Here is a 17,683-nt window from a genome sequence, read left to right on the forward strand (position 1 = left end):
AGCAAGGCTCTTTTCAATTGCCATGGTATTTTTTTCTCTATTAGATACCTTCGTAAGCAAATTCCATGATTTGACGGAGTTCCGTCACAAGCGGCATTTTCGGATTCGCCGTTGTACATTGATCCTCAAACGCGTCGACTGCCATCTTGTCGAGTTTCGCTTCAAAGTCGGCTTTTTTGATGCCTTGGGCTTTAAACGACATTTTGATGTTGAGGCGTTGTCCGAGCTCACTGACGGCTTGGATAAACGATTCGACGCCTTGTTCCGTCGTTGCTGCCGGCAGACCGAGGTAACGCGCGATCTCCGCATACCGTTCATCTGCAATAAACGATTCGTATTTCGGGAAGGCTGCCAGTTTTGTTGGTCGTGTCGCATTGTAGCGGATGACGTGCGGCATCAGAATCGCATTTGTCCGACCGTGTGGTGTGTGGAACTCCCCACCGATTTTGTGCGCGATTGAGTGGTTGATGCCGAGGAAGGCATTCGCAAACGCCATTCCGGCCATCGTTGAAGCATTGTGGACTTTTTCGCGTGCTTCGGCGTCTGAACCGTTATCGTAAGCGCGTGGCAAGTACTCAAAGATCATCTTGATTGCTTTTAACGCCAGTCCATCCGTGTAGTCGTTCGCAAGGACAGAGACGAACGCTTCCGTTGCGTGTGTCAAGACGTCCATCCCTGTATCCGCCGTGATCGAGGCCGGCACCGTCATGACGAACTCCGGATCAACGATGGCAACGTCTGGTGTCAACGCATAGTCAGCAATCGGGTATTTGACGTTTTTCTCTTTGTCGGTGATGACGGTGAATGGTGTGACTTCTGATCCCGTACCGGAAGTTGTCGGAATGGCGACGAACTTCGCTTTGTTGCCGAGTTCCGGGAATTTATAGGCCCGTTTGCGGATATCCATGAACTTTTGACGGAGGTTCGAGAACGTTTCGTTTGGCTGTTCGTAGAATAACCACATGCCTTTCGCAGCATCCATCGCCGATCCGCCACCGAGAGCGATAATCAAGTCCGGTTTAAAATCACGCATTGCTTGGGCACCGACTTGAACGGTCGTCACGGATGGATCCGGTTCGACTTGGTCAAAGATCCGGTAGCTGACGCCGGCCGGCAAGTTACGGATGACTTTGTCGGCATAACCGAACTCGACCATCGATTGATCGGTGACGATCAACGCCCGTGAGACATTTTGAATCGATTTCAAGTATTGAACCGAATTTTTTTCAAAGAAAATCTTTTCCGGTACTTTGAACCACTGCATGTTCACGCGTCGTCTCGCCACCTTCTTGACATTGAGTAGATGTTTCGCCGTTACGTTTTCTGAAACCGAGTTTTTCCCGTATGATCCGCAACCGAGTGTCAGCGATGGTGTCAATTCGTTGTAGAGATCGCCGATTCCGCCGTGTGCTGACGGACTGTTGACGAGAATCCGGCAGGCTTTCATCCGGAGACCAAATGCCGTCATCAACTCATCGTTTGTTGTATGAATGACGGCCGTATGACCAAGTCCACCGATTTCAAGCATGCGTTCTGCGACATGGAAGGCATCATTTGTTGAGGCGACACTGTATGCCCCTAGGACAGGGCTTAATTTTTCGTGTGACAACGGCTCTTCCGCTCCGACTTTTTCGAGTTCCGCAACCAGCATGACGGTGTTACTCGGAACGTTGATGTCCGCTTTTGCTGCGATCCAAGTCGCCGGTTTCCCGACGATGTCCGCATTGACGGCACATGTATCGGTTTTGATGACGAGTGCCTCCAGACGTTTTTTCTCGTCCGGTGTACAGAAGTAGCAACCGAGTGCTTCCATTTCTGCCCGTACTTCGGCATAAATCTCTTGATCGACGATGACCGCTTGCTCGGACGCACAAATCATTCCGTTATCAAATGTTTTTGAGAGAACCAAATCACTGACGGCGCGTTTGATTTTAGCTGTTTTTTCGATGTAACACGGTACGTTACCCGGTCCGACACCAAGCGCTGGTTTTCCGGTCGAGTACGCCGATTTGACCATGCCGGCTCCGCCTGTCGCGAGGACCATCGCGATATCGGTGTGATTCATCAAGACTTTCGTTGCTTCGAGTGACGGTTGTTCGACCCACTGGATACAATCTTTTGGTGCACCCGCTTTGACGGCCGCATCACGTAATGTTTTCGCCGCTTCGAGTGAACAGTTTTGCGCGGACGGATGGAAGGCGAAGACGATCGGGTTACGCGTCTTGATCGCAATCAACGCTTTGAACATCGTCGTGGATGTCGGATTCGTCACTGGTGTGACGCCACAGACGACACCGACCGGTTCCGCGATGTAGGTGATTCCGTTTTGGACGTCTTCTTCTAAAATCCCGACCGTTTTTTCGTTTCGAAGACTATTGTAGATGTATTCTGTTGCGAACATGTTTTTGATCATTTTATCTTCAAAGACACCGCGTCCTGTCTCTTCGACCGCGAGACGTGCCAGTTCGACGTGACGTTCCAGACCGGCGAGTGCCATATCCCGGACGATCGTATCGATTTTCGTTTGATCAAATGTCAGTAATTCTTGAAGTGCCGTTTGACCTTTCGCGACGATTTGGTTGATTGCTTGTTCGACAGGTGAGACATCTTGTTTGATTTTTTCTTTGACAGCCATGTTAGGTTTCCTCCCTATTTTGGAACGAATCTGAGTCTGCATTTCCCTACTGCATGTTAGGAATGCCAAGCTGATTTTGAATAGTTTGTGCTTTCCTTCACAAATCAATCATACCGCCTTTTCCTCCATTTGTGCATGACCATCCTGTGAACTATTTCACATGTATGAGAGCGTTTTCAACGAATCCATCTGTTCTGACGCAAGGATTTGCTTTTTTGTCCCGCCCCTGTGACAACTGTCACAGCAAATCATGAATCTGCTTGTCTGACCAATCGTTCATCGTGTACGCTAGAACTAGTTCCATCATTCATTTGTCTTAAAGGAGGAAGTATCATGTCAGTCGTTAATCAAATGCTTGCGTTTAATCAACAGTTCGTCGAAGAGAAACAATACGAACCATTCATCTCGGATAAGTTCCCGGATAAGAAGGTTGTGATTCTGACCTGTATGGATGCACGTTTGACGGAGCTCCTTCCCCACGCACTTGGTCTGAAAAACGGTGATGCCAAAATCATCAAAAATGCCGGGGCCGTCCTGTCCCATCCATTCGGATCCGTCATGCGGTCAATTCTCGTCGCCCTCTACGCCCTCGGTGCGGAAGAAGTCATTGTCATCGGACATCATGACTGCGGCATGAGTACAATCGATCCGGCGAAGATGATTGCGGAGATGCAAGACCGTGGAATCAACGAACAAGTCCTGCACACACTGGATGCTTCCGGCGTTGACTTGAAGCAATGGTTACGCGGTTTCACATCCGTCGAAGAAAACGTCGGTCACTCGGTTGGACTGATTAAAAACCATCCATTGCTGCCACCGGGTACGGAAGTTCACGGACTCGTCATCGATCCGGGAACAGGAAAACTCGATCAAGTCGATTGCTGAATCGCTCTTTAATGTAGAAGAAAGGTATGACCTGCCTCGATTTGACGCCGGTCATACCTTTTTGTGTTTTTTTCTTGACAGTCAAAAGAACGGTCTGTATGATACTTTAGTATAGTACAGTGATACCAAAAGAAAGTGTGGTTTTAAAATGTTTAATGCTGTCATCATTGCCGTTGTTTTATTATTTGCTTTAGCCATCTTCCGCGTCCACATCGTGCTCGCGATGGTCCTGAGTGCCATCGTCGGTGGAGTCGTCGGTGGACTCAGTTTATCGAAAACGATTGAAACCTTTGCCGGCGGGCTAGGCGCCGGAGCAGAGATCGCCCTCAGCTATGCCTTGCTTGGTGCGTTCGCCGTCGCCTTGTCGAAAACCGGTTTGCCGGATGCATTGGCTCACGCCTTAATCTCCCGTTCAAAACGAACAGCTGACGCCGCATCGGTCAAAAAATTAAAAGGGTTCATCACCTTCGCGATTTTGTTACTGGCGATCAGTTCACAAAACGTCTTGCCGATCCACATCGCCTTCATCCCGATCATCATTCCGCCGTTACTCGGCTTGTTTAATGAAATGAAGATTGACCGTCGTTTGATGGCAATCGTCATGACATTTGGTCTCGTCACACCGTATATGTTCTTGCCGGTCGGATTCGGGGATATCTTCTTGAATCAGATTTTGTTAAAGAACATCGAAGATAACGGAATGGATATCGCCGGTGCTTCCGTCATCCAAGCGATGGCGATTCCTGCACTCGGAATGCTCGTTGGTCTGTTGATTGGTCTTTATAACTACCGCAAGCCGCGGGAGTACGAAATGCGCAACATCGCACCGGACAATTACGAGATTCCGGTCATCACGAAAACGAAGTTGTTCCTCAGCGGACTCGTCGTTCTCGCGACACTGGCTGTCCAACTGACGACCGAATCGATGATCATCGCGGCAACGACAGGACTTGTCTTGTTCCTCGTCCTTCGCCTTGTCCGCTTCAGTGAAGCAGACGACGTCATCACACGCGGTATGCGGATGATGTCATTCATCGGTTTCGTCATGATTTCAGCAAACGGATTCTCGAATGTCCTGCGCGAGACGGGTGACATCAATCCGCTTGTCGAGAATTCCAAATCGTTAATGGGGGATTCGCAACTCGTTGCCGCCTTCGTCATGCTGTTGATTGGTCTCCTCGTCACGATGGGGATCGGCTCAAGCTTCTCGACGGTTCCGGTCATCGCTGCCATCTTCGTTCCGCTCTGCATGCAGTATGGATTCAGCTTGGAAGCGACGATTGCCATCATCGGAACAGCCGGTGCGCTCGGAGATGCCGGTAGCCCGGCTTCCGACTCGACGCTCGGTCCGACAAGCGGATTAAATGCCGATGGTCAACACGATCACATGCGCGAAACGGTCATCCCGACGTTCCTGCATTACAACATTCCGCTGTTGATTTTCGGAACGATTGCTGCCGTCGTCTTGTAAGCGGTCAGAAAACCAAGAACCAACGTCTCGACGGACGTTGGTTCTTTTTTTGACCAGAGGTCGTTTGTCTCAAATCATTGTGAGATGCTTGCACACGTGTACTCTAAAGATGCGACTGGCATATTTGTTTAATCCGTTTGATGAATTGTTCTTCCATTTTCCGTCTTTCTTCTCTAATATAAAGGAATGAAGTGAAGCTGAAGGAGTGTTTCGTGTGTTATCTCAAGTTGTTAATGATGTCTTACTTTACCTGGCAGATCTCGGGTATTTCGGGATTGCACTGGGTCTCATGATTGAAATCATTCCGAGTGAAATCGTTTTATCGTACGGAGGATTCATGATCTCTCAAGGAACGATTGGTTGGCCGCTCGCCATCGTCGCCGCTGTCATCGGCGGATTATTTTCGCAATTATTCTTATACTGGTTCGCCCGCTACGGTGGAAGACCGCTGATTTTAAAATACGGGAAGTACCTGTTAATTACGGAGCATCATCTTGATTTGGCAGAACGTTGGTTCGTCAAGTATGGACAAGGTGTCATCTTCGGTGCCCGGTTCATCCCGGTCGTCCGTCATGCGATTTCTATTCCGGCCGGCCTCGCAAAGATGGACCAGACGAAGTTTTCCGTCTATACGATTTTAGCAATCATCCCGTGGTCGATCTTATTTTTATATCTCGGAGACACGCTCGGAACAAACTGGCGCTCGATCAAAGAGGTGGCTGCCCCCTATACAAACGGGGTGTTGATTGCGGCGGTCGTCATGATCATTGTGTATGTAGCCCTCAAAAAACGTCAGCGTACAACGTAATTTAAGTTTTGCAGTCTGTCCCCCGCGGCAGACTGTTTTTAAAAAGGAGCGACTTCATTTGGATACTTCCAACACATTAAAAATCCACCTCGACCGTGTCACCGCCTCTCAAGTAACGGGAAAACATATTGCGACCGGATTGACGATTTCAGGACAGATCATGATGATCGAAGAAATCTATGATGCGAAACGGCACCGCGACGTCCTGCATGTCCATCGCTTACACGACCAATGGCGGACGACGACGATTGTCGCACAGGCCGAAACGGATTTCAGCTATGTCGATTCGTTTTCAGACGGTCGGATTTTGCTTGTCGCCTCACGGTGCGACGACGATGTCGACGGTCTTTGGTTACCCAATGCGTTTATCTATGATACCTCTGGTCACTTACTGGACAGCTACTGTCTCGATGACGGCATTCAGAATGTTCATGTCGATGAAAAGGATCAGATTTGGGTCAGTTATTTTGATGAGGGTGTATTTGCCGATGCCGCGACGAATTCAGTCGGATCATTTGGTCTCGTTGTATTTGATGCTCATGGACAGGTCGTCTTCAAAAATAAAGAGTATCCGATTGACGATTGTTACGCTTTGAATGTCTGTGCTTCAGACGATGCTTGGTTTTTCTATCATCCGGATTACCGGATCGTTCATCTTGAAAATGGTGCAGGAACCAGTTATAGCGTTCCCGCACGGCATTTTTCTGATTTTATCGTTCAGGGCGATCACCTGATCACGACCGATAATGAGCAGACCTATCTGCTGAAACGAGAGGGTCAACATTATGAGGAACAAGCCCGGATTCAATTCGAGTCGGAAAAAGGAACACCGTTGCAAGGAACAATCAAAATGCGCCAGGACCGGATTGTCCTGTCGACGGAAACCCGTTTGTATGCCGGAACATTTCAGGACTTTCTCCCCGAGTGACCCCGCGTCAAACAAATGATTTCGTTTAAACAAGAAGAGGGTGGCAGATTCTAAGTCTGCCACCCTCTTCTGTGTAGAAATTGACGGTTACGTCCATCTCATCTGTAGGTCGAACAGAAAGTCCGGTTGTTTTTTTGTTAAGAGGTATCATTTATTGGGCATCGAAGTTTGGACACGCGCAATCGCTTCATTTAGATAATCAAAGACATGTGTCGTCGCAGCATCCGTCAAATCAATCTGATCTAGCCGCTCCGTCATTTTGCGTTGCACCTCTTCTGAGACATAAGGTAACAATAAGGCATAGACGGAACTGGATTCGTCATCGGATCGGGGAGATGCAGTCGAGCGGTCATACCGTGCATACAGCTTCCCTTTCTTCATTTCTTGATCAATGAATGCATAAAATGCTTCATCTTGTTGCCCGGTCAATTCCTCGGAGACGATTGCAATCAAGGCCTGATCAATCATGTTGACTTCTTTGTCGTCCGCCGTTTTGTATCGCTTGTCTTCCGGAAGATAGATTTCATGGAAAAAAGGACCGGACCGAGGAGCCGCTTGAAGGACTTCCTGTACCGGTTCGACCAAGTTCAGTCTTTTCAGAGCGGTCGCATCGAGATAATTGAGACGAAGTTCATTCGTTTGCATCTTCAGATTCCAATCATAAAAATCGATGGGGACACCAGACACTTTCATGTGTTCTACGATTCCGTCGTCAATCCGTCGACTCAATTGTTGGTAGTCAGGTTCATCAAATCGTTTGGCTGCGGCAAACAACGCATTACTGATCCGAAAATCATCCACGATTGCATTCGTCGCTGTTTTCGGTGTCAACTCCCATTTAATGAAGTCCCCTTCCTCTGTAGTGACCAGAAACTGTTTGCGCAGAATGTCGACTTGTTCTGCAAATCGATCAGCATCTCCGATTTCGAGGAGATAGACCATATATTGTCCCAAACTTTCCGAAAGACGCTGGGCCTCTTCCCGATCATACGCCCGGATGAGACCCTCTTTCATATAAACGGTTTCAACCTGTTGAATGACAGGATCCTGCTGACGGGTCATGAACACGAATAGACCTCCTAAGGCAAGCACAATCAAGATAACGGCAAATCGCTTTTTTTTCATGGTTGCTCGATTTTAACCCGTTTGGTTTTGTCCCAAACGATGGTTTCCTTCCGAATTTTACTTTTCATGTAGGCAAACATACCACGGAACAGCAGGATGACGAACAGCTGGGCATAGGTGAAATACATGATCAGTCCAATCAAGACGTTCCTCGGAGTCGCTGTTTTTTCAAGTTCCTGCGCGGCTAATATTTGAATCGTATAAACGAGATACGTCATGAACCAGAACATGATCAACGGGGTCGTCGCCTCATCAAACGCATAACCAAACAACCCTAAGATCAAGACGATGTCAGAAATCAGCAGCAAGAAGATGAACAACAGATAGGTCATGATGTGCTGAAGTGAATGGACCAGCGTCCGCCCCCGCCAAAAATCACGGGTCAGAAACGCTTTTTCCAACAAGTAGATATTACCGAGCATCCACCGGGTCCGCTGTTTCATGTAAACTTTCATCGACTCCGGCTCCTGCTCCCACGTCTCCGCCGTATAGACGACCGGCAAGGTATAGCCGAGTGCCGTCACCCGCATCGTCAACTCCGCGTCCTCTGCTAATGCGTAAGGATCATATCCCCCCAGTTCTTCAATCACGCTGCGCTTCAACAACATATTGGTTCCAGCCAACGAACCTGTCTTAAAGGCCCGCCAGCGCCCGCTCTGCATGATGAGTTGGAACACTTGGAATTCAATTGCAATCATCCGCGTCAACGTATTCGTTTCGGCATTAATCGTTTTGACGACGCCTACCGCTCCACATGCGTTTTTTGTAGTGACCGCTTGTTCAACGAGTTTCGTCACCGCATCCGGTTTCGGCTGATTGTCGGCATCATAGATCAAAAAATACTCCGAATCCGTAATGGTTAATCCGTAGTTCAAGACACGGGATTTGCCAATCGGCTCACCTTTCGGCACTTGAATGTAATGAATCCGGCTGAACAATGTCGTAAATTCACGGGCAATCTGTTTCGTATCATCCTGCGATTGATCGTCCAACAAAAAGACGTCCAGTTGACCCGGGTATTCGATTGCCATCATCGCCTCTAACGTCTGTTGCATGACGACACCTTCATTGTGTGCCGGAATCAGAATGGCGACGGACGGATAGGTTTCAAGCTCCGGTCGCTTTTGCTTCGCATAACGATCGATGATTCCTGCAATCGTCAAGAACGAGTAATAAAGTAACATCAGCCAAAAGATTGCCATGATTCCGTTCAAGATGAGGTTCATCGCACGACCTCCTCATCCTGATGACGGACCGTGGCTTCGACTGACTGTTTGACCGGTAACACTTCAATATCAAAGGGGTAATGAATCGATGTCATCTGAGCACGCACTTCGCCTAAAAAGCGTTCACATGCAATGTTCGCTCCCGCCGTATCCGTATTTTGGAGGAAAATCAGGAATTCAAATTTGTTCCGTTGCGACATGACGTCATAATGCGCCCGGAAGACACGAAGACCGGCAACCGTCAAAAGTTGCATGATACTTTTTTTATTGAGTACCGCCGGTTTTAACCGTAAATGAATCAAGTAATTGGTTTCATTACGCCGTTTGGCACCGGCCATCAAAAAGTCCGTCCGGTCCAAAAATTCGCTGTAACTTAATAACTGAGGTGTTTCAGAATACCCTTCCAACGTCCGGACACGTTCTGTTAAATACTGATTTTCTTCGAAAACGGACCGCAGATGCCGCAACAGCAACCAATATAAGAAAATCAGCAATGAAGCAAGCAAATGTTGCTCGATGTACAGAAGCTGAGCCTCATTCGAAGCGTCGGTGTACCAGGACAAGATGAGATAAAAAAATCCAAGTCCGAGTGTATAGGCAATCAGAAGTAAAAAGTTTTTCCGTCCGTTTAAAAACGTCATGACCAATAATAATGGAAGGAGGATAAACACGGATGGTGTGGGTGCCGATCGCTCCAATAAGAAAAGACCATATCCTGCGGCACCAAAAAGCACCAGCAATAAGAATAAAGAACCGTTATAACGCCTCATTCTACTCCCCCATTCGTTTCTGTAGATTCCTATTATTTTATAGTTCCCAGATTCGAATGTCCATTAACTGACTTCTTTAAACTTTATTGGAAAAAATAGTGCATGAATTATCCATTCATTTTTTAAGGGCACCTCTGGCATTAAGCGCCGCAAACACGACCATCGCAAGACTGAGAACGGCCGCGACAAGCACCCCTTGCGTATAGACACTCCAGTCAATCGTCTCACGCAACAAAACGGCCCGCATGCCTTCCATGATGTACGTCGTCGGATTGAGTGTCGCTGCGATTTTTAACCATTCCGCCTCGATCAACTCTTTCGGGACGAACGTCGTCGACAAGAAAATCAGCGGGAAAAACAGCAATGTACCGGCTTGCGCTGCTTGGGCATTCCGGGTTTTCAGGGCTACCCCGACCGAATAACCGGCAAAGGCGAGACCAAAACCAAGTGCGAGGACAATCGTCAGGAAAAATCCGGCACTGCCGGCTGGAATCGACAGCCCGAGTAAAAAGCCCATGCCGAAGATCAGCAACGTCTGGACAAACAGTTGCAACATCCCGGCAAGCATCGGTCCGAGGACGATGGCTGTCCGGGAAACCGGTGTCAACAGCAACCGCGCAAAATAGCCGCTTTCGATATCTTTGACGAGCGCCTGCCCGGCTCCACCGGCTCCTCCAACTGCACCCGAGACGATTGATACCGGCAAGATGAAGTTCAAGTAATCGACGCCACCGAACTGGGGCAGACTCGAGATGCCCGACAACCCGCTTGTATAAACAAGCAGGAAGAAAACGCTGATGATTAAATTCGGGATGAATGAGAACGGATTTCGTAACGTTACCAGTAAACTGCGTTTGGTCAAAATCAAAGTTTCCCGCCACATGTCACTTGTCCTCCTTGTACGCTTGACCGGTCAACTGAATAAAGACATCATCGAGTGACGGTTGTTTGACGACAAGCGAGCGTGCTGTCAGATGATGGTCGTCCAAATAGCGGACGACTTGTTTGAGCGTCTCTGTTCCCGCTGACGGCAGAAGAACGATTTCTTTTTCGATCCGTCCTGAAAACGCCGCTCGAAACGCTTCGCTGGCGGATTGGTCTTCGAGGACAACCTCAATCCGTTCGGCTCCGTTCATCGCTTTCAGTTCTGCCGCTGTTCCTTCGGCAATCAACTTGCCGTCATTGATGATCGCGATCCGGTCAGCCAGCTGATCCGCTTCTTCCAAGTACTGTGTCGTCAAAAAAATCGTCGTCCCGTATTCTTCGTTTAAACGGCGGACTTCTGTCCAAATCTGTAACCGGCTTGCCGGATCAAGACCGGTCGTCGGTTCATCCAAAAACAGGACGGTCGGTTGGTGAACAAGCGTCAGTGCCAAGTCAAGCCGCCGCTTCATCCCGCCGGAATACGTCCCGGACCGGCGTTTGCCGTCTGCTGCTAAACCAACAAGCTCCAATAATTCATGCGCTCGTTCGACTGCTTTCTCTTGAGAGAAACCAAACAACTTTCCTTGCAGTACCAGCAACTCCTGCCCCGTCAAATCATTATCGATGCCCGTTTCCTGCAGGGCGACCCCGATTTGAAGCCGGACGTTTTTTTGATCGCGTTCGATATCGTATTGATTAATCGTCGCGTGACCGGACGAGACGGCAATCAATGTCGTCAGCATTTGAACCGTCGTCGACTTCCCGGCTCCGTTCGGTCCCAGAAACGCAAAAATCTCCCCTTTTTTCACGTGAAACGAAATCTGGTCGACTACCTTTTTCCCGTTGTACTCCTTCGTCAACTGCTCTACTTCAATCACGGTCATCCGTCCTTTCGGCTATAGAGTTTGCTGAACGTATTTTTCTTCTATCTTTTCCCGCTTTGAGGTTAGGATATGCGAACAATCCAAAAGGAGCTGACACAATGGTTGGTCTCTAGTTCTGTCGAAACTGCCATACTTTTTTACTACCGTGTTTAAAGCGTATATAAAAAAGACGAGAGCGATTTTAATTCGCCCCCGCCTGTCATTTGATTAACAACTCCCTGCTGTTTAAGTGCACCAATTATTTCATTCCTGAAATATTGTATCCTTCAATGATGTATTTTTGGAAGATCATGAAGATGATAATGATCGGTACGACCATGAATGTTGCTCCGGCCATTTGCAGTCCATAGTTCCCACCATGCTGTCCTTGTAACAACGCAAGACCAACTGACAATGTGTACAACGATTCATCATTCGCGATGATAAGCGGCCAAAGGAAACTGTTCCAAGCACCAATGAATGTCAAAATACCTTGAACAGCCAAGATTGGTTTCGACATCGGTAAAATGATTGAGAAGAAAATCCGAAATTCACTGGCTCCGTCGAGGCGGGATGCCTCCAAAAGTTCATCCGGTATCGTCGTCATGAACTGCCGGAACAAAAATACTCCGAACGCGCCGACTAATCCCGGCAAGACGATTCCGGTCATCGTATTCGTCAATCCCATCTGGTTTAACATCAAATAGACCGGAATCATCGTCACTTGTCCCGGAATCATCATTGTCGCCAGAACACCGATAAACAGGACTTTGCTGCCTTTAAACGTAAATTTAGCAAATGCATAGCCGGCCATCGCAGTCAGCAATAAACCAAAAAACGACGCAACAACAATCAGGATTGTATTTTTTAAATAGGTCAGGAAGTTTAAATTTACAAACAGGTTCACGTAATGTTCAAACGTGATTTGATCTGGCCAGATCGTCAAGGGGAGAGCTAAAATTTCAGCATCTGTCTTGACTGAAGAGATGACCATCCAGAAAAACGGTAACATGAAACATAGACCAAGTAAGGTTAACACCAGTCCCAGTAACCATTGCGGACGATTACGTTTTTTTCCTATCCTTACTTTCGGAATCGGAGAAAATCGTTCCGGTTTTACGTTAACCGCAACCGGTTTTTCTTTTGGAATCATGACGGTCCCTCCTTAATATGGATTCTCATTCTTTTGCACTCTAAATTGAATCAACGTCACAGTAATGATCAGAACGAACAGCACCACAGACCCGGCCGCTGCGTATCCAAAATTACTCAGCTGGAACCCGTTCTGATAAATGAACAGTGCAAGGGAAGTCGTCGAATTTAAGGGACCACCTTCCGTCATGATGAACGGTTCTTCAAAAAATTGAATCCAGCCAATCAAGGTCGTGACGGTTACGAAGAAGATCGCATACCGAAGCAACGGAATCGTGATTTTAAACATCTGTTGAAATGTATTTGCCCCGTCCAATGCTGCAGCTTCATAATAAGTACGCGGAATCCCTTGCAGAGCAGCCAAGAAGATGATCATGTTGATCCCAACCGCACGCCAAAGTGCAAGCAAGATCAATGATAACTTCGCGACGAACGGATCCTGAAGCCAAGGAACATCCGGCAAACCGACCGTGTTCAGAATAAAGTTAAACAACCCATACTGGGGATTAAATAAAAAGCCCCATACGACGGCGACAGCAACGACATTCGTAATTGAAGGCATATAGAAAACCACCCGGAACCATTCAAAGACCTTTCCTCTACCAAAGTTGATTGCGATCGCAATTGATAAGGACAAGGCAATCACAAGCGGTACACCGATCACAACGTAGACGACTGTATTTGATAAGGCTTGAAGGAATACTTCATCTTTGAAAATTTCCAGATAGTTCGTCATTCCAATCCAATCAACATTAGCGAAATTGGCGATACCCGCTAAATCCATATTCGTAAAACTCATGACAAAGGCGACGAACAACGGCGTAATCGAAAATAAAAGTAATAATAAAACCGTCGGAGCGATTAGTAGATAGGGCGCGCGATCGTTCAGCAAACGTCTCATGAAGTGACTCCTTTCACAAAACAAGAGGGGATAAGCATCCCCTTGTTTTGATTACTTGAGGATGGTTTCAGCCTTTTTCTGGAATACATTTACCTCGTCTTCGACCTTTGCCTTGCCTCGATACATCTTCTCAAAACTCTGCAGATAGGTTTGTGATACTTTTTCCCACGAACTGATCAACGGCATCGGCTGAGCGTTTTCCATTTGTTCGCCAAACGTTTTCAACTTTTCATCATTTTGTAACGTCTCATTTTTCCATGCTTCTTTTGTCGACGGCAATGATTTCGTCATCTCCATCCACTTCGTTTGTGTTTCAGGTTGACTCATGTAAGAAATAAATTTGGCAGCTTGATCTTTTTTCTTGCTGCTTTCGAAAATACTGAGGTTGGCGCCGCCTAAAAACGAAATGTTATTTTCTTTGGCAGGTAAAACAGCAGTTCCCCACTGCTTCTCAATACCCGGCATTTGCTCATTGATGATGTTAATCATCCATGGTCCGCTGATGAACATCGGAACGTTCGGCTCCTTCGCGCCAAAGGCCTGCACGATGTCCATTCCGAAGTCGATTGGCGCATATCCTTCTTTAAAGTAGTTTGATAGATAGTCCGCACTCTCCACGAATTCCGGCTGATTGAACAACGGTTTGTTCTCATCCGTCAGCAGTTCAGATCCGTTTTGACGGGCAAACATGAAGGACAGCATTTGATCATTCGTATCGAGTGTGATTCCATACATATCGTCACCTTTACGTTCCGATAATTTAGCCGAGACTGCCTCCAGTTCTTCCCACGTTTTCGGTGCTTCTTTATAACCGGCCTTTTCTAATGTATCTTTCCGATAATAGAGCACACGTGTATCGGTATACCATGGTGTTCCATAGACGCTACCTTTCAAGTTGACTGTATCGAACGAGCCTTTGTAGAATTTATCTTCCGCAAGTTCCGGATATTTTTTGACGTAGTCCTTCATATCCGCCAGTGCACCCGCTTCAACAAATTCTGGCATCCATGACGTTCCCATCTGGACGACATCCGGTCCGTTTTTAGAGGCGACCGCTGTCAGTAACTTATCATGTGCTGTATCCCAAGGAATAGCTTGAACTTTGACCGTAACCCCTTTGTTTGCCTGTTCATACTCTTTGACCAATTTAGGCAATGCTTTTCCTTCTTCCCCCATTGCCCAGACAGTCAATGTTTTTTCATCTTCTTCAGATCCCGATGAACACCCTGCCAACATACCTGATAATGCCAACGTACTGACAGCTACAGCGATTCCCACTTTTTTCATCATTTGTTTCCTCCCTTTCTTCATTTAATCGAAACGTTTCGATTAAATATCAAAAAAATAATGTTTATACAAATGTCTTTCTGCAAAAAAACAGGTTAAACGTTTCTATAAACATTATAATCATTAATGTATACGCTTACAATAGGTAATTAAAATTTTATTTTCTTTGACAAACAGATTCAGCCACAATGAATTTTGAGTCGATTTTTTCGATGCCGTTTTCTTTTGCATCGATCAGTCGCATGAGTGAATGAGCTGCTTTTTGTCCCCACTCCAATTTAGAATAACTGACACTCGCGATTTTCGGGTGTGTATAGTTCGTAATCTCCAGTTTGTCGAATCCTGCCAATGAAACATCCTGCCCGATACGAAATGACGTGTTTTGTAGTACATCATATACACCAAGCGCCATGTCATCATTGAGACAGACGATGGCATCGCCATCTTTCAAGTCTTCCAACAAATCACTTGTCGCCCGAATGCCCGAACGTTTAGTGAAGTTGCCGTCCCATTCCATGACGGTGATTCCAGCCTGTAATGCACGGGTCATGACGATTTCACGCCGCTCGATTGCATCATGGTTTCCGACGGGACCGTTCAACAAATGAATGTGATTTGGTCGTGTCGCTACGATTGCTTCCATCTCCTGCTCCATTCCCATCGCATTATTCAAGAGAACGCAACTGATATTCGGATGGATGATTTCCCGATCAAGTAATGTCAGCGGGTGCCCTCGGTCGGCAAAACTCATAATTTGTTCTTCCGTGAAACGATGTCCTAAAATAATCCCTCCATCCACAATCCGCTCCGTCATGAGTCGATGGGATTCCGGACCATTGCAGACGATTAGTTCGTAACCTGTGTTTGATAATTCCAAGTTGATTCCTTTTAACAATTCTCCATAAAATGATCCCGAGTAATCCCCTAGAAATGCACCGATGATATGTGTTTTCCGCGTCTTGAGCGTCCTTGCCGCTGCGTTCGGAATATAGTTAAGCTCATTGGCGATTTGAACGATTCGTTGTCTCGTCTTCTCCGTTACTTTCGTACTGCCATTAAGTGCGTATGAAACAGTTGAAATTGAGACCCCTGCCGCCTTGGCGATATCTTTTATCCCTGTCATTTTCATCACTTCCTTCTTCAAAAAGTATAGCATATGACCGCTTCATACGGTCTTAAAACTGATGATGGTTGCTCGTGCGTCGCACAAAGTATACGCTCGATTTCAAAGGGATGTTCTACTTCCTGATCCGTCAGATTCACTAGAACCGTCACTGCCCGTTCCGTGGGATCAGTTCGTCGAAAACAAAGAAGACGTTCATTCGTTTCCATCATGCAAAACCGCCCTTTCATCAGGACGGGATAGGTTTTTCGCAATCCAATCAATTGACGATACAGGAACAACAAACTGCTTTTGTCTTGTTGCTGATTTTCTACGGTTCTTCCGCTTTCTATTTTCACTGCTCTTAACCAGGGTTCGGATTTAGAAAATCCAGATGATCCACTTGTCCATGCCATCGGAATCCGGGCATGATCGCGTCCTTTCATCCGGACACCTTCCAGATTATCAGATGTTTTCAAGTAGTTTAATGTCTCGATATCCTTATAATCCTCCAGTTGAATCAATTCGTTCGTCATCCCGATCTCGTCACCTTGGTAAATGAAAGGCGTTCCCCTCAGTCCGAACTGGAGGACCGCCAGCATCGCTGCGGCCTCCAGACTGTCAGCGTACCAACGGGAAATTGCGCGTGGTTGATCGTGGTTATTCCAAAACAAGCTGTTCCATCCACCGTCCTGCAACCGTTCCTGCCAGCTGATCAGTGTGTCTTTGAAGCGTCGTCTGGAAAACGGAGCCAGCTCCCATTTTCCTCTCCCCGTCTGTTCATCTAACGCCGTCACCTCAAAATTAAAGACCATATCCAGCAGAGATGCCTGTTGAAGTTCGATGATTTGTCCGGCGTTTAAAGCACCTGCTTCACCGACCAGCACCAATCCGGATGAATCGACACGCGACAGCAGCGTCTTCAAACCGGCTTTTACTTTATCGAAACAAAACCACTCCAAAGTGTCGACATTTTTTCCGATTAAATCGATCACATCGAATCGAAACCCCTTGACGCCCTGCTTGACCCAATATGAAAGGACGTCGGCCAATTCTTTCCCCATTTGTTCCTGTCCCCAGTTCAAGTCCGGTTGTTCCGGTGCAAAGGAATGAAAGTAGTATTGTTTACGGATCGGAGAATATGTCCAGGCACTGCCTCCAAAAAATGAGTTCATCGCATTCGGCTTGTCCCGCCAAATATAATACTCTCCGTATGGACCGGACGGATCCAGTTCAGATGCTTTAAACCACTCATGTGTATGGGAAGTGTGGTTCGCAACGATATCCATCATGACACCTATCTGCCGTGCTTTCGCGTCTTTCAATAAGGACGTCATGTCTGCACGAGTTCCGAAAATCGGATCAATATCATAATAGTCGCTGATATCATACCCGTTATCAAAACCCGGTGAACGATAGACAGGACCGAGCCAGATGAGGTCCACCCCTAACCAGGACAAATAATCCAACCGACTGCGAATCCCGTTCAAATCACCGATGCCGTCGTCATTGGAATCTTGAAAACTTTTGGGATAGATGTGATAGATAATCTTATTTTGAATATGTGTTTTCATGATTCGCCTCCTAAAAAAGGGAAGACGCATTG

The 17,683-nt window shown here is 47.0% G+C and carries 15 protein-coding genes; 4 read left to right on the top strand and 11 right to left on the bottom strand.

What is annotated here, in order from left to right; genetic code table 11:
* Positions 1-40: 40 nt before the first annotated feature.
* Complete coding sequence (adhE, locus tag P397_RS0110705; protein ID WP_028106534.1) at positions 41-2,635, bottom strand: bifunctional acetaldehyde-CoA/alcohol dehydrogenase; 2,595 nt, start codon at positions 2,633-2,635, stop codon at positions 41-43.
* A 333-nt stretch (positions 2,636-2,968) separates the two neighbouring features.
* Here adhE and P397_RS0110710 point away from each other — a divergent pair, with 333 nt between their 5' ends.
* The 4 genes from P397_RS0110710 (at position 2,969) to P397_RS0110725 (ending at position 6,727) form a co-directional block, all read left to right on the top strand.
* Positions 2,969-3,520 (top strand): beta-class carbonic anhydrase, encoded by a 552-nt coding sequence (locus P397_RS0110710; protein ID WP_026833269.1) that lies wholly within the window; start codon positions 2,969-2,971, stop codon positions 3,518-3,520.
* 148 nt (positions 3,521-3,668) lie between these two features.
* A complete protein-coding gene (locus tag P397_RS0110715; protein ID WP_028106535.1) occupies positions 3,669-4,991 on the top strand; it encodes a Na+/H+ antiporter family protein in 1,323 nt (440 codons plus the stop codon).
* Between the two features lie 214 nt (positions 4,992-5,205).
* A complete protein-coding gene (locus tag P397_RS0110720) occupies positions 5,206-5,799 on the top strand; it encodes a DedA family protein (RefSeq protein WP_028106536.1) in 594 nt (197 codons plus the stop codon).
* 58 nt (positions 5,800-5,857) lie between these two features.
* Positions 5,858-6,727, top strand: coding sequence for a hypothetical protein (locus tag P397_RS0110725; protein WP_028106537.1), 870 nt, complete (start codon positions 5,858-5,860; stop codon positions 6,725-6,727).
* A 147-nt stretch (positions 6,728-6,874) separates the two neighbouring features.
* Here P397_RS0110725 and P397_RS17345 read toward each other — a convergent pair whose 3' ends face one another.
* From P397_RS17345 to P397_RS0110775, 10 genes are all read right to left on the bottom strand, one after another.
* Positions 6,875-7,795: a hypothetical protein gene (locus tag P397_RS17345; RefSeq protein WP_051523998.1), complete on the bottom strand. Its 921-nt coding sequence runs from the start codon at positions 7,793-7,795 to the stop codon at positions 6,875-6,877.
* A 53-nt stretch (positions 7,796-7,848) separates the two neighbouring features.
* Positions 7,849-9,078, bottom strand: a complete 1,230-nt coding sequence (locus P397_RS0110735; RefSeq protein ID WP_028106538.1) for a glycosyltransferase — start codon at positions 9,076-9,078, stop codon at positions 7,849-7,851.
* Complete coding sequence (locus tag P397_RS0110740) at positions 9,075-9,848, bottom strand: hypothetical protein (protein WP_028106539.1); 774 nt, start codon at positions 9,846-9,848, stop codon at positions 9,075-9,077. The genes P397_RS0110735 and P397_RS0110740 overlap by 4 nt, the downstream gene beginning before the upstream one ends.
* Positions 9,849-9,963: 115 nt before the next feature.
* Positions 9,964-10,731 carry an ABC transporter permease gene (locus P397_RS0110745; protein ID WP_028106540.1) on the bottom strand — a complete coding sequence of 256 codons (768 nt, stop codon included), beginning with the start codon at positions 10,729-10,731 and terminating at the stop codon, positions 9,964-9,966.
* Position 10,732: 1 nt separating this feature from the next.
* Positions 10,733-11,650 (bottom strand): daunorubicin resistance protein DrrA family ABC transporter ATP-binding protein, encoded by a 918-nt coding sequence (locus tag P397_RS0110750; RefSeq protein ID WP_028106541.1) that lies wholly within the window; start codon positions 11,648-11,650, stop codon positions 10,733-10,735.
* A gap of 244 nt (positions 11,651-11,894) precedes the next feature.
* Positions 11,895-12,788 (bottom strand): carbohydrate ABC transporter permease, encoded by an 894-nt coding sequence (locus tag P397_RS0110755; protein WP_081776981.1) that lies wholly within the window; start codon positions 12,786-12,788, stop codon positions 11,895-11,897.
* 12 nt (positions 12,789-12,800) lie between these two features.
* On the bottom strand, positions 12,801-13,688 hold the full coding sequence (locus tag P397_RS0110760; protein ID WP_028106543.1) for a carbohydrate ABC transporter permease: 888 nt from the start codon (positions 13,686-13,688) through the stop codon (positions 12,801-12,803).
* A 51-nt stretch (positions 13,689-13,739) separates the two neighbouring features.
* Complete coding sequence (locus tag P397_RS0110765) at positions 13,740-14,978, bottom strand: sugar ABC transporter substrate-binding protein (protein WP_028106544.1); 1,239 nt, start codon at positions 14,976-14,978, stop codon at positions 13,740-13,742.
* Between the two features lie 154 nt (positions 14,979-15,132).
* Positions 15,133-16,098 carry a LacI family DNA-binding transcriptional regulator gene (locus P397_RS0110770; protein ID WP_028106545.1) on the bottom strand — a complete coding sequence of 322 codons (966 nt, stop codon included), beginning with the start codon at positions 16,096-16,098 and terminating at the stop codon, positions 15,133-15,135.
* Between the two features lie 17 nt (positions 16,099-16,115).
* Complete coding sequence (locus P397_RS0110775) at positions 16,116-17,651, bottom strand: alpha-amylase family glycosyl hydrolase (protein ID WP_028106546.1); 1,536 nt, start codon at positions 17,649-17,651, stop codon at positions 16,116-16,118.
* Positions 17,652-17,683 lie beyond the last annotated feature (32 nt).

Source organism: Exiguobacterium undae DSM 14481, from assembly GCF_000620805.1.
Lineage (GTDB): Bacteria > Bacillota > Bacilli > Exiguobacteriales > Exiguobacteriaceae > Exiguobacterium_A > Exiguobacterium_A undae.

Excerpts from the sequence above, each read along its gene's own strand:
- P397_RS0110710 (WP_026833269.1), top strand. The coding sequence starts at position 2,969 with ATGTCAGTCGTTAATCAAATGCTTGCGTTTAATCAACAGTTCGTCGAA.
- P397_RS0110775 (WP_028106546.1), bottom strand. The coding sequence starts at position 17,651 with ATGAAAACACATATTCAAAATAAGATTATCTATCACATCTATCCCAAA.
- P397_RS0110745 (WP_028106540.1), bottom strand. The coding sequence starts at position 10,731 with ATGTGGCGGGAAACTTTGATTTTGACCAAACGCAGTTTACTGGTAACG.
- adhE (WP_028106534.1), bottom strand. The coding sequence starts at position 2,635 with ATGGCTGTCAAAGAAAAAATCAAACAAGATGTCTCACCTGTCGAACAA.
- P397_RS0110735 (WP_028106538.1), bottom strand. The coding sequence starts at position 9,078 with ATGAACCTCATCTTGAACGGAATCATGGCAATCTTTTGGCTGATGTTA.
- P397_RS0110740 (WP_028106539.1), bottom strand. The coding sequence starts at position 9,848 with ATGAGGCGTTATAACGGTTCTTTATTCTTATTGCTGGTGCTTTTTGGT.
- P397_RS0110765 (WP_028106544.1), bottom strand. The coding sequence starts at position 14,978 with ATGATGAAAAAAGTGGGAATCGCTGTAGCTGTCAGTACGTTGGCATTA.
- P397_RS0110755 (WP_081776981.1), bottom strand. The coding sequence starts at position 12,788 with ATGATTCCAAAAGAAAAACCGGTTGCGGTTAACGTAAAACCGGAACGA.
- P397_RS0110760 (WP_028106543.1), bottom strand. The coding sequence starts at position 13,688 with ATGAGACGTTTGCTGAACGATCGCGCGCCCTATCTACTAATCGCTCCG.
- P397_RS0110715 (WP_028106535.1), top strand. The coding sequence starts at position 3,669 with ATGTTTAATGCTGTCATCATTGCCGTTGTTTTATTATTTGCTTTAGCC.
- P397_RS0110770 (WP_028106545.1), bottom strand. The coding sequence starts at position 16,098 with ATGACAGGGATAAAAGATATCGCCAAGGCGGCAGGGGTCTCAATTTCA.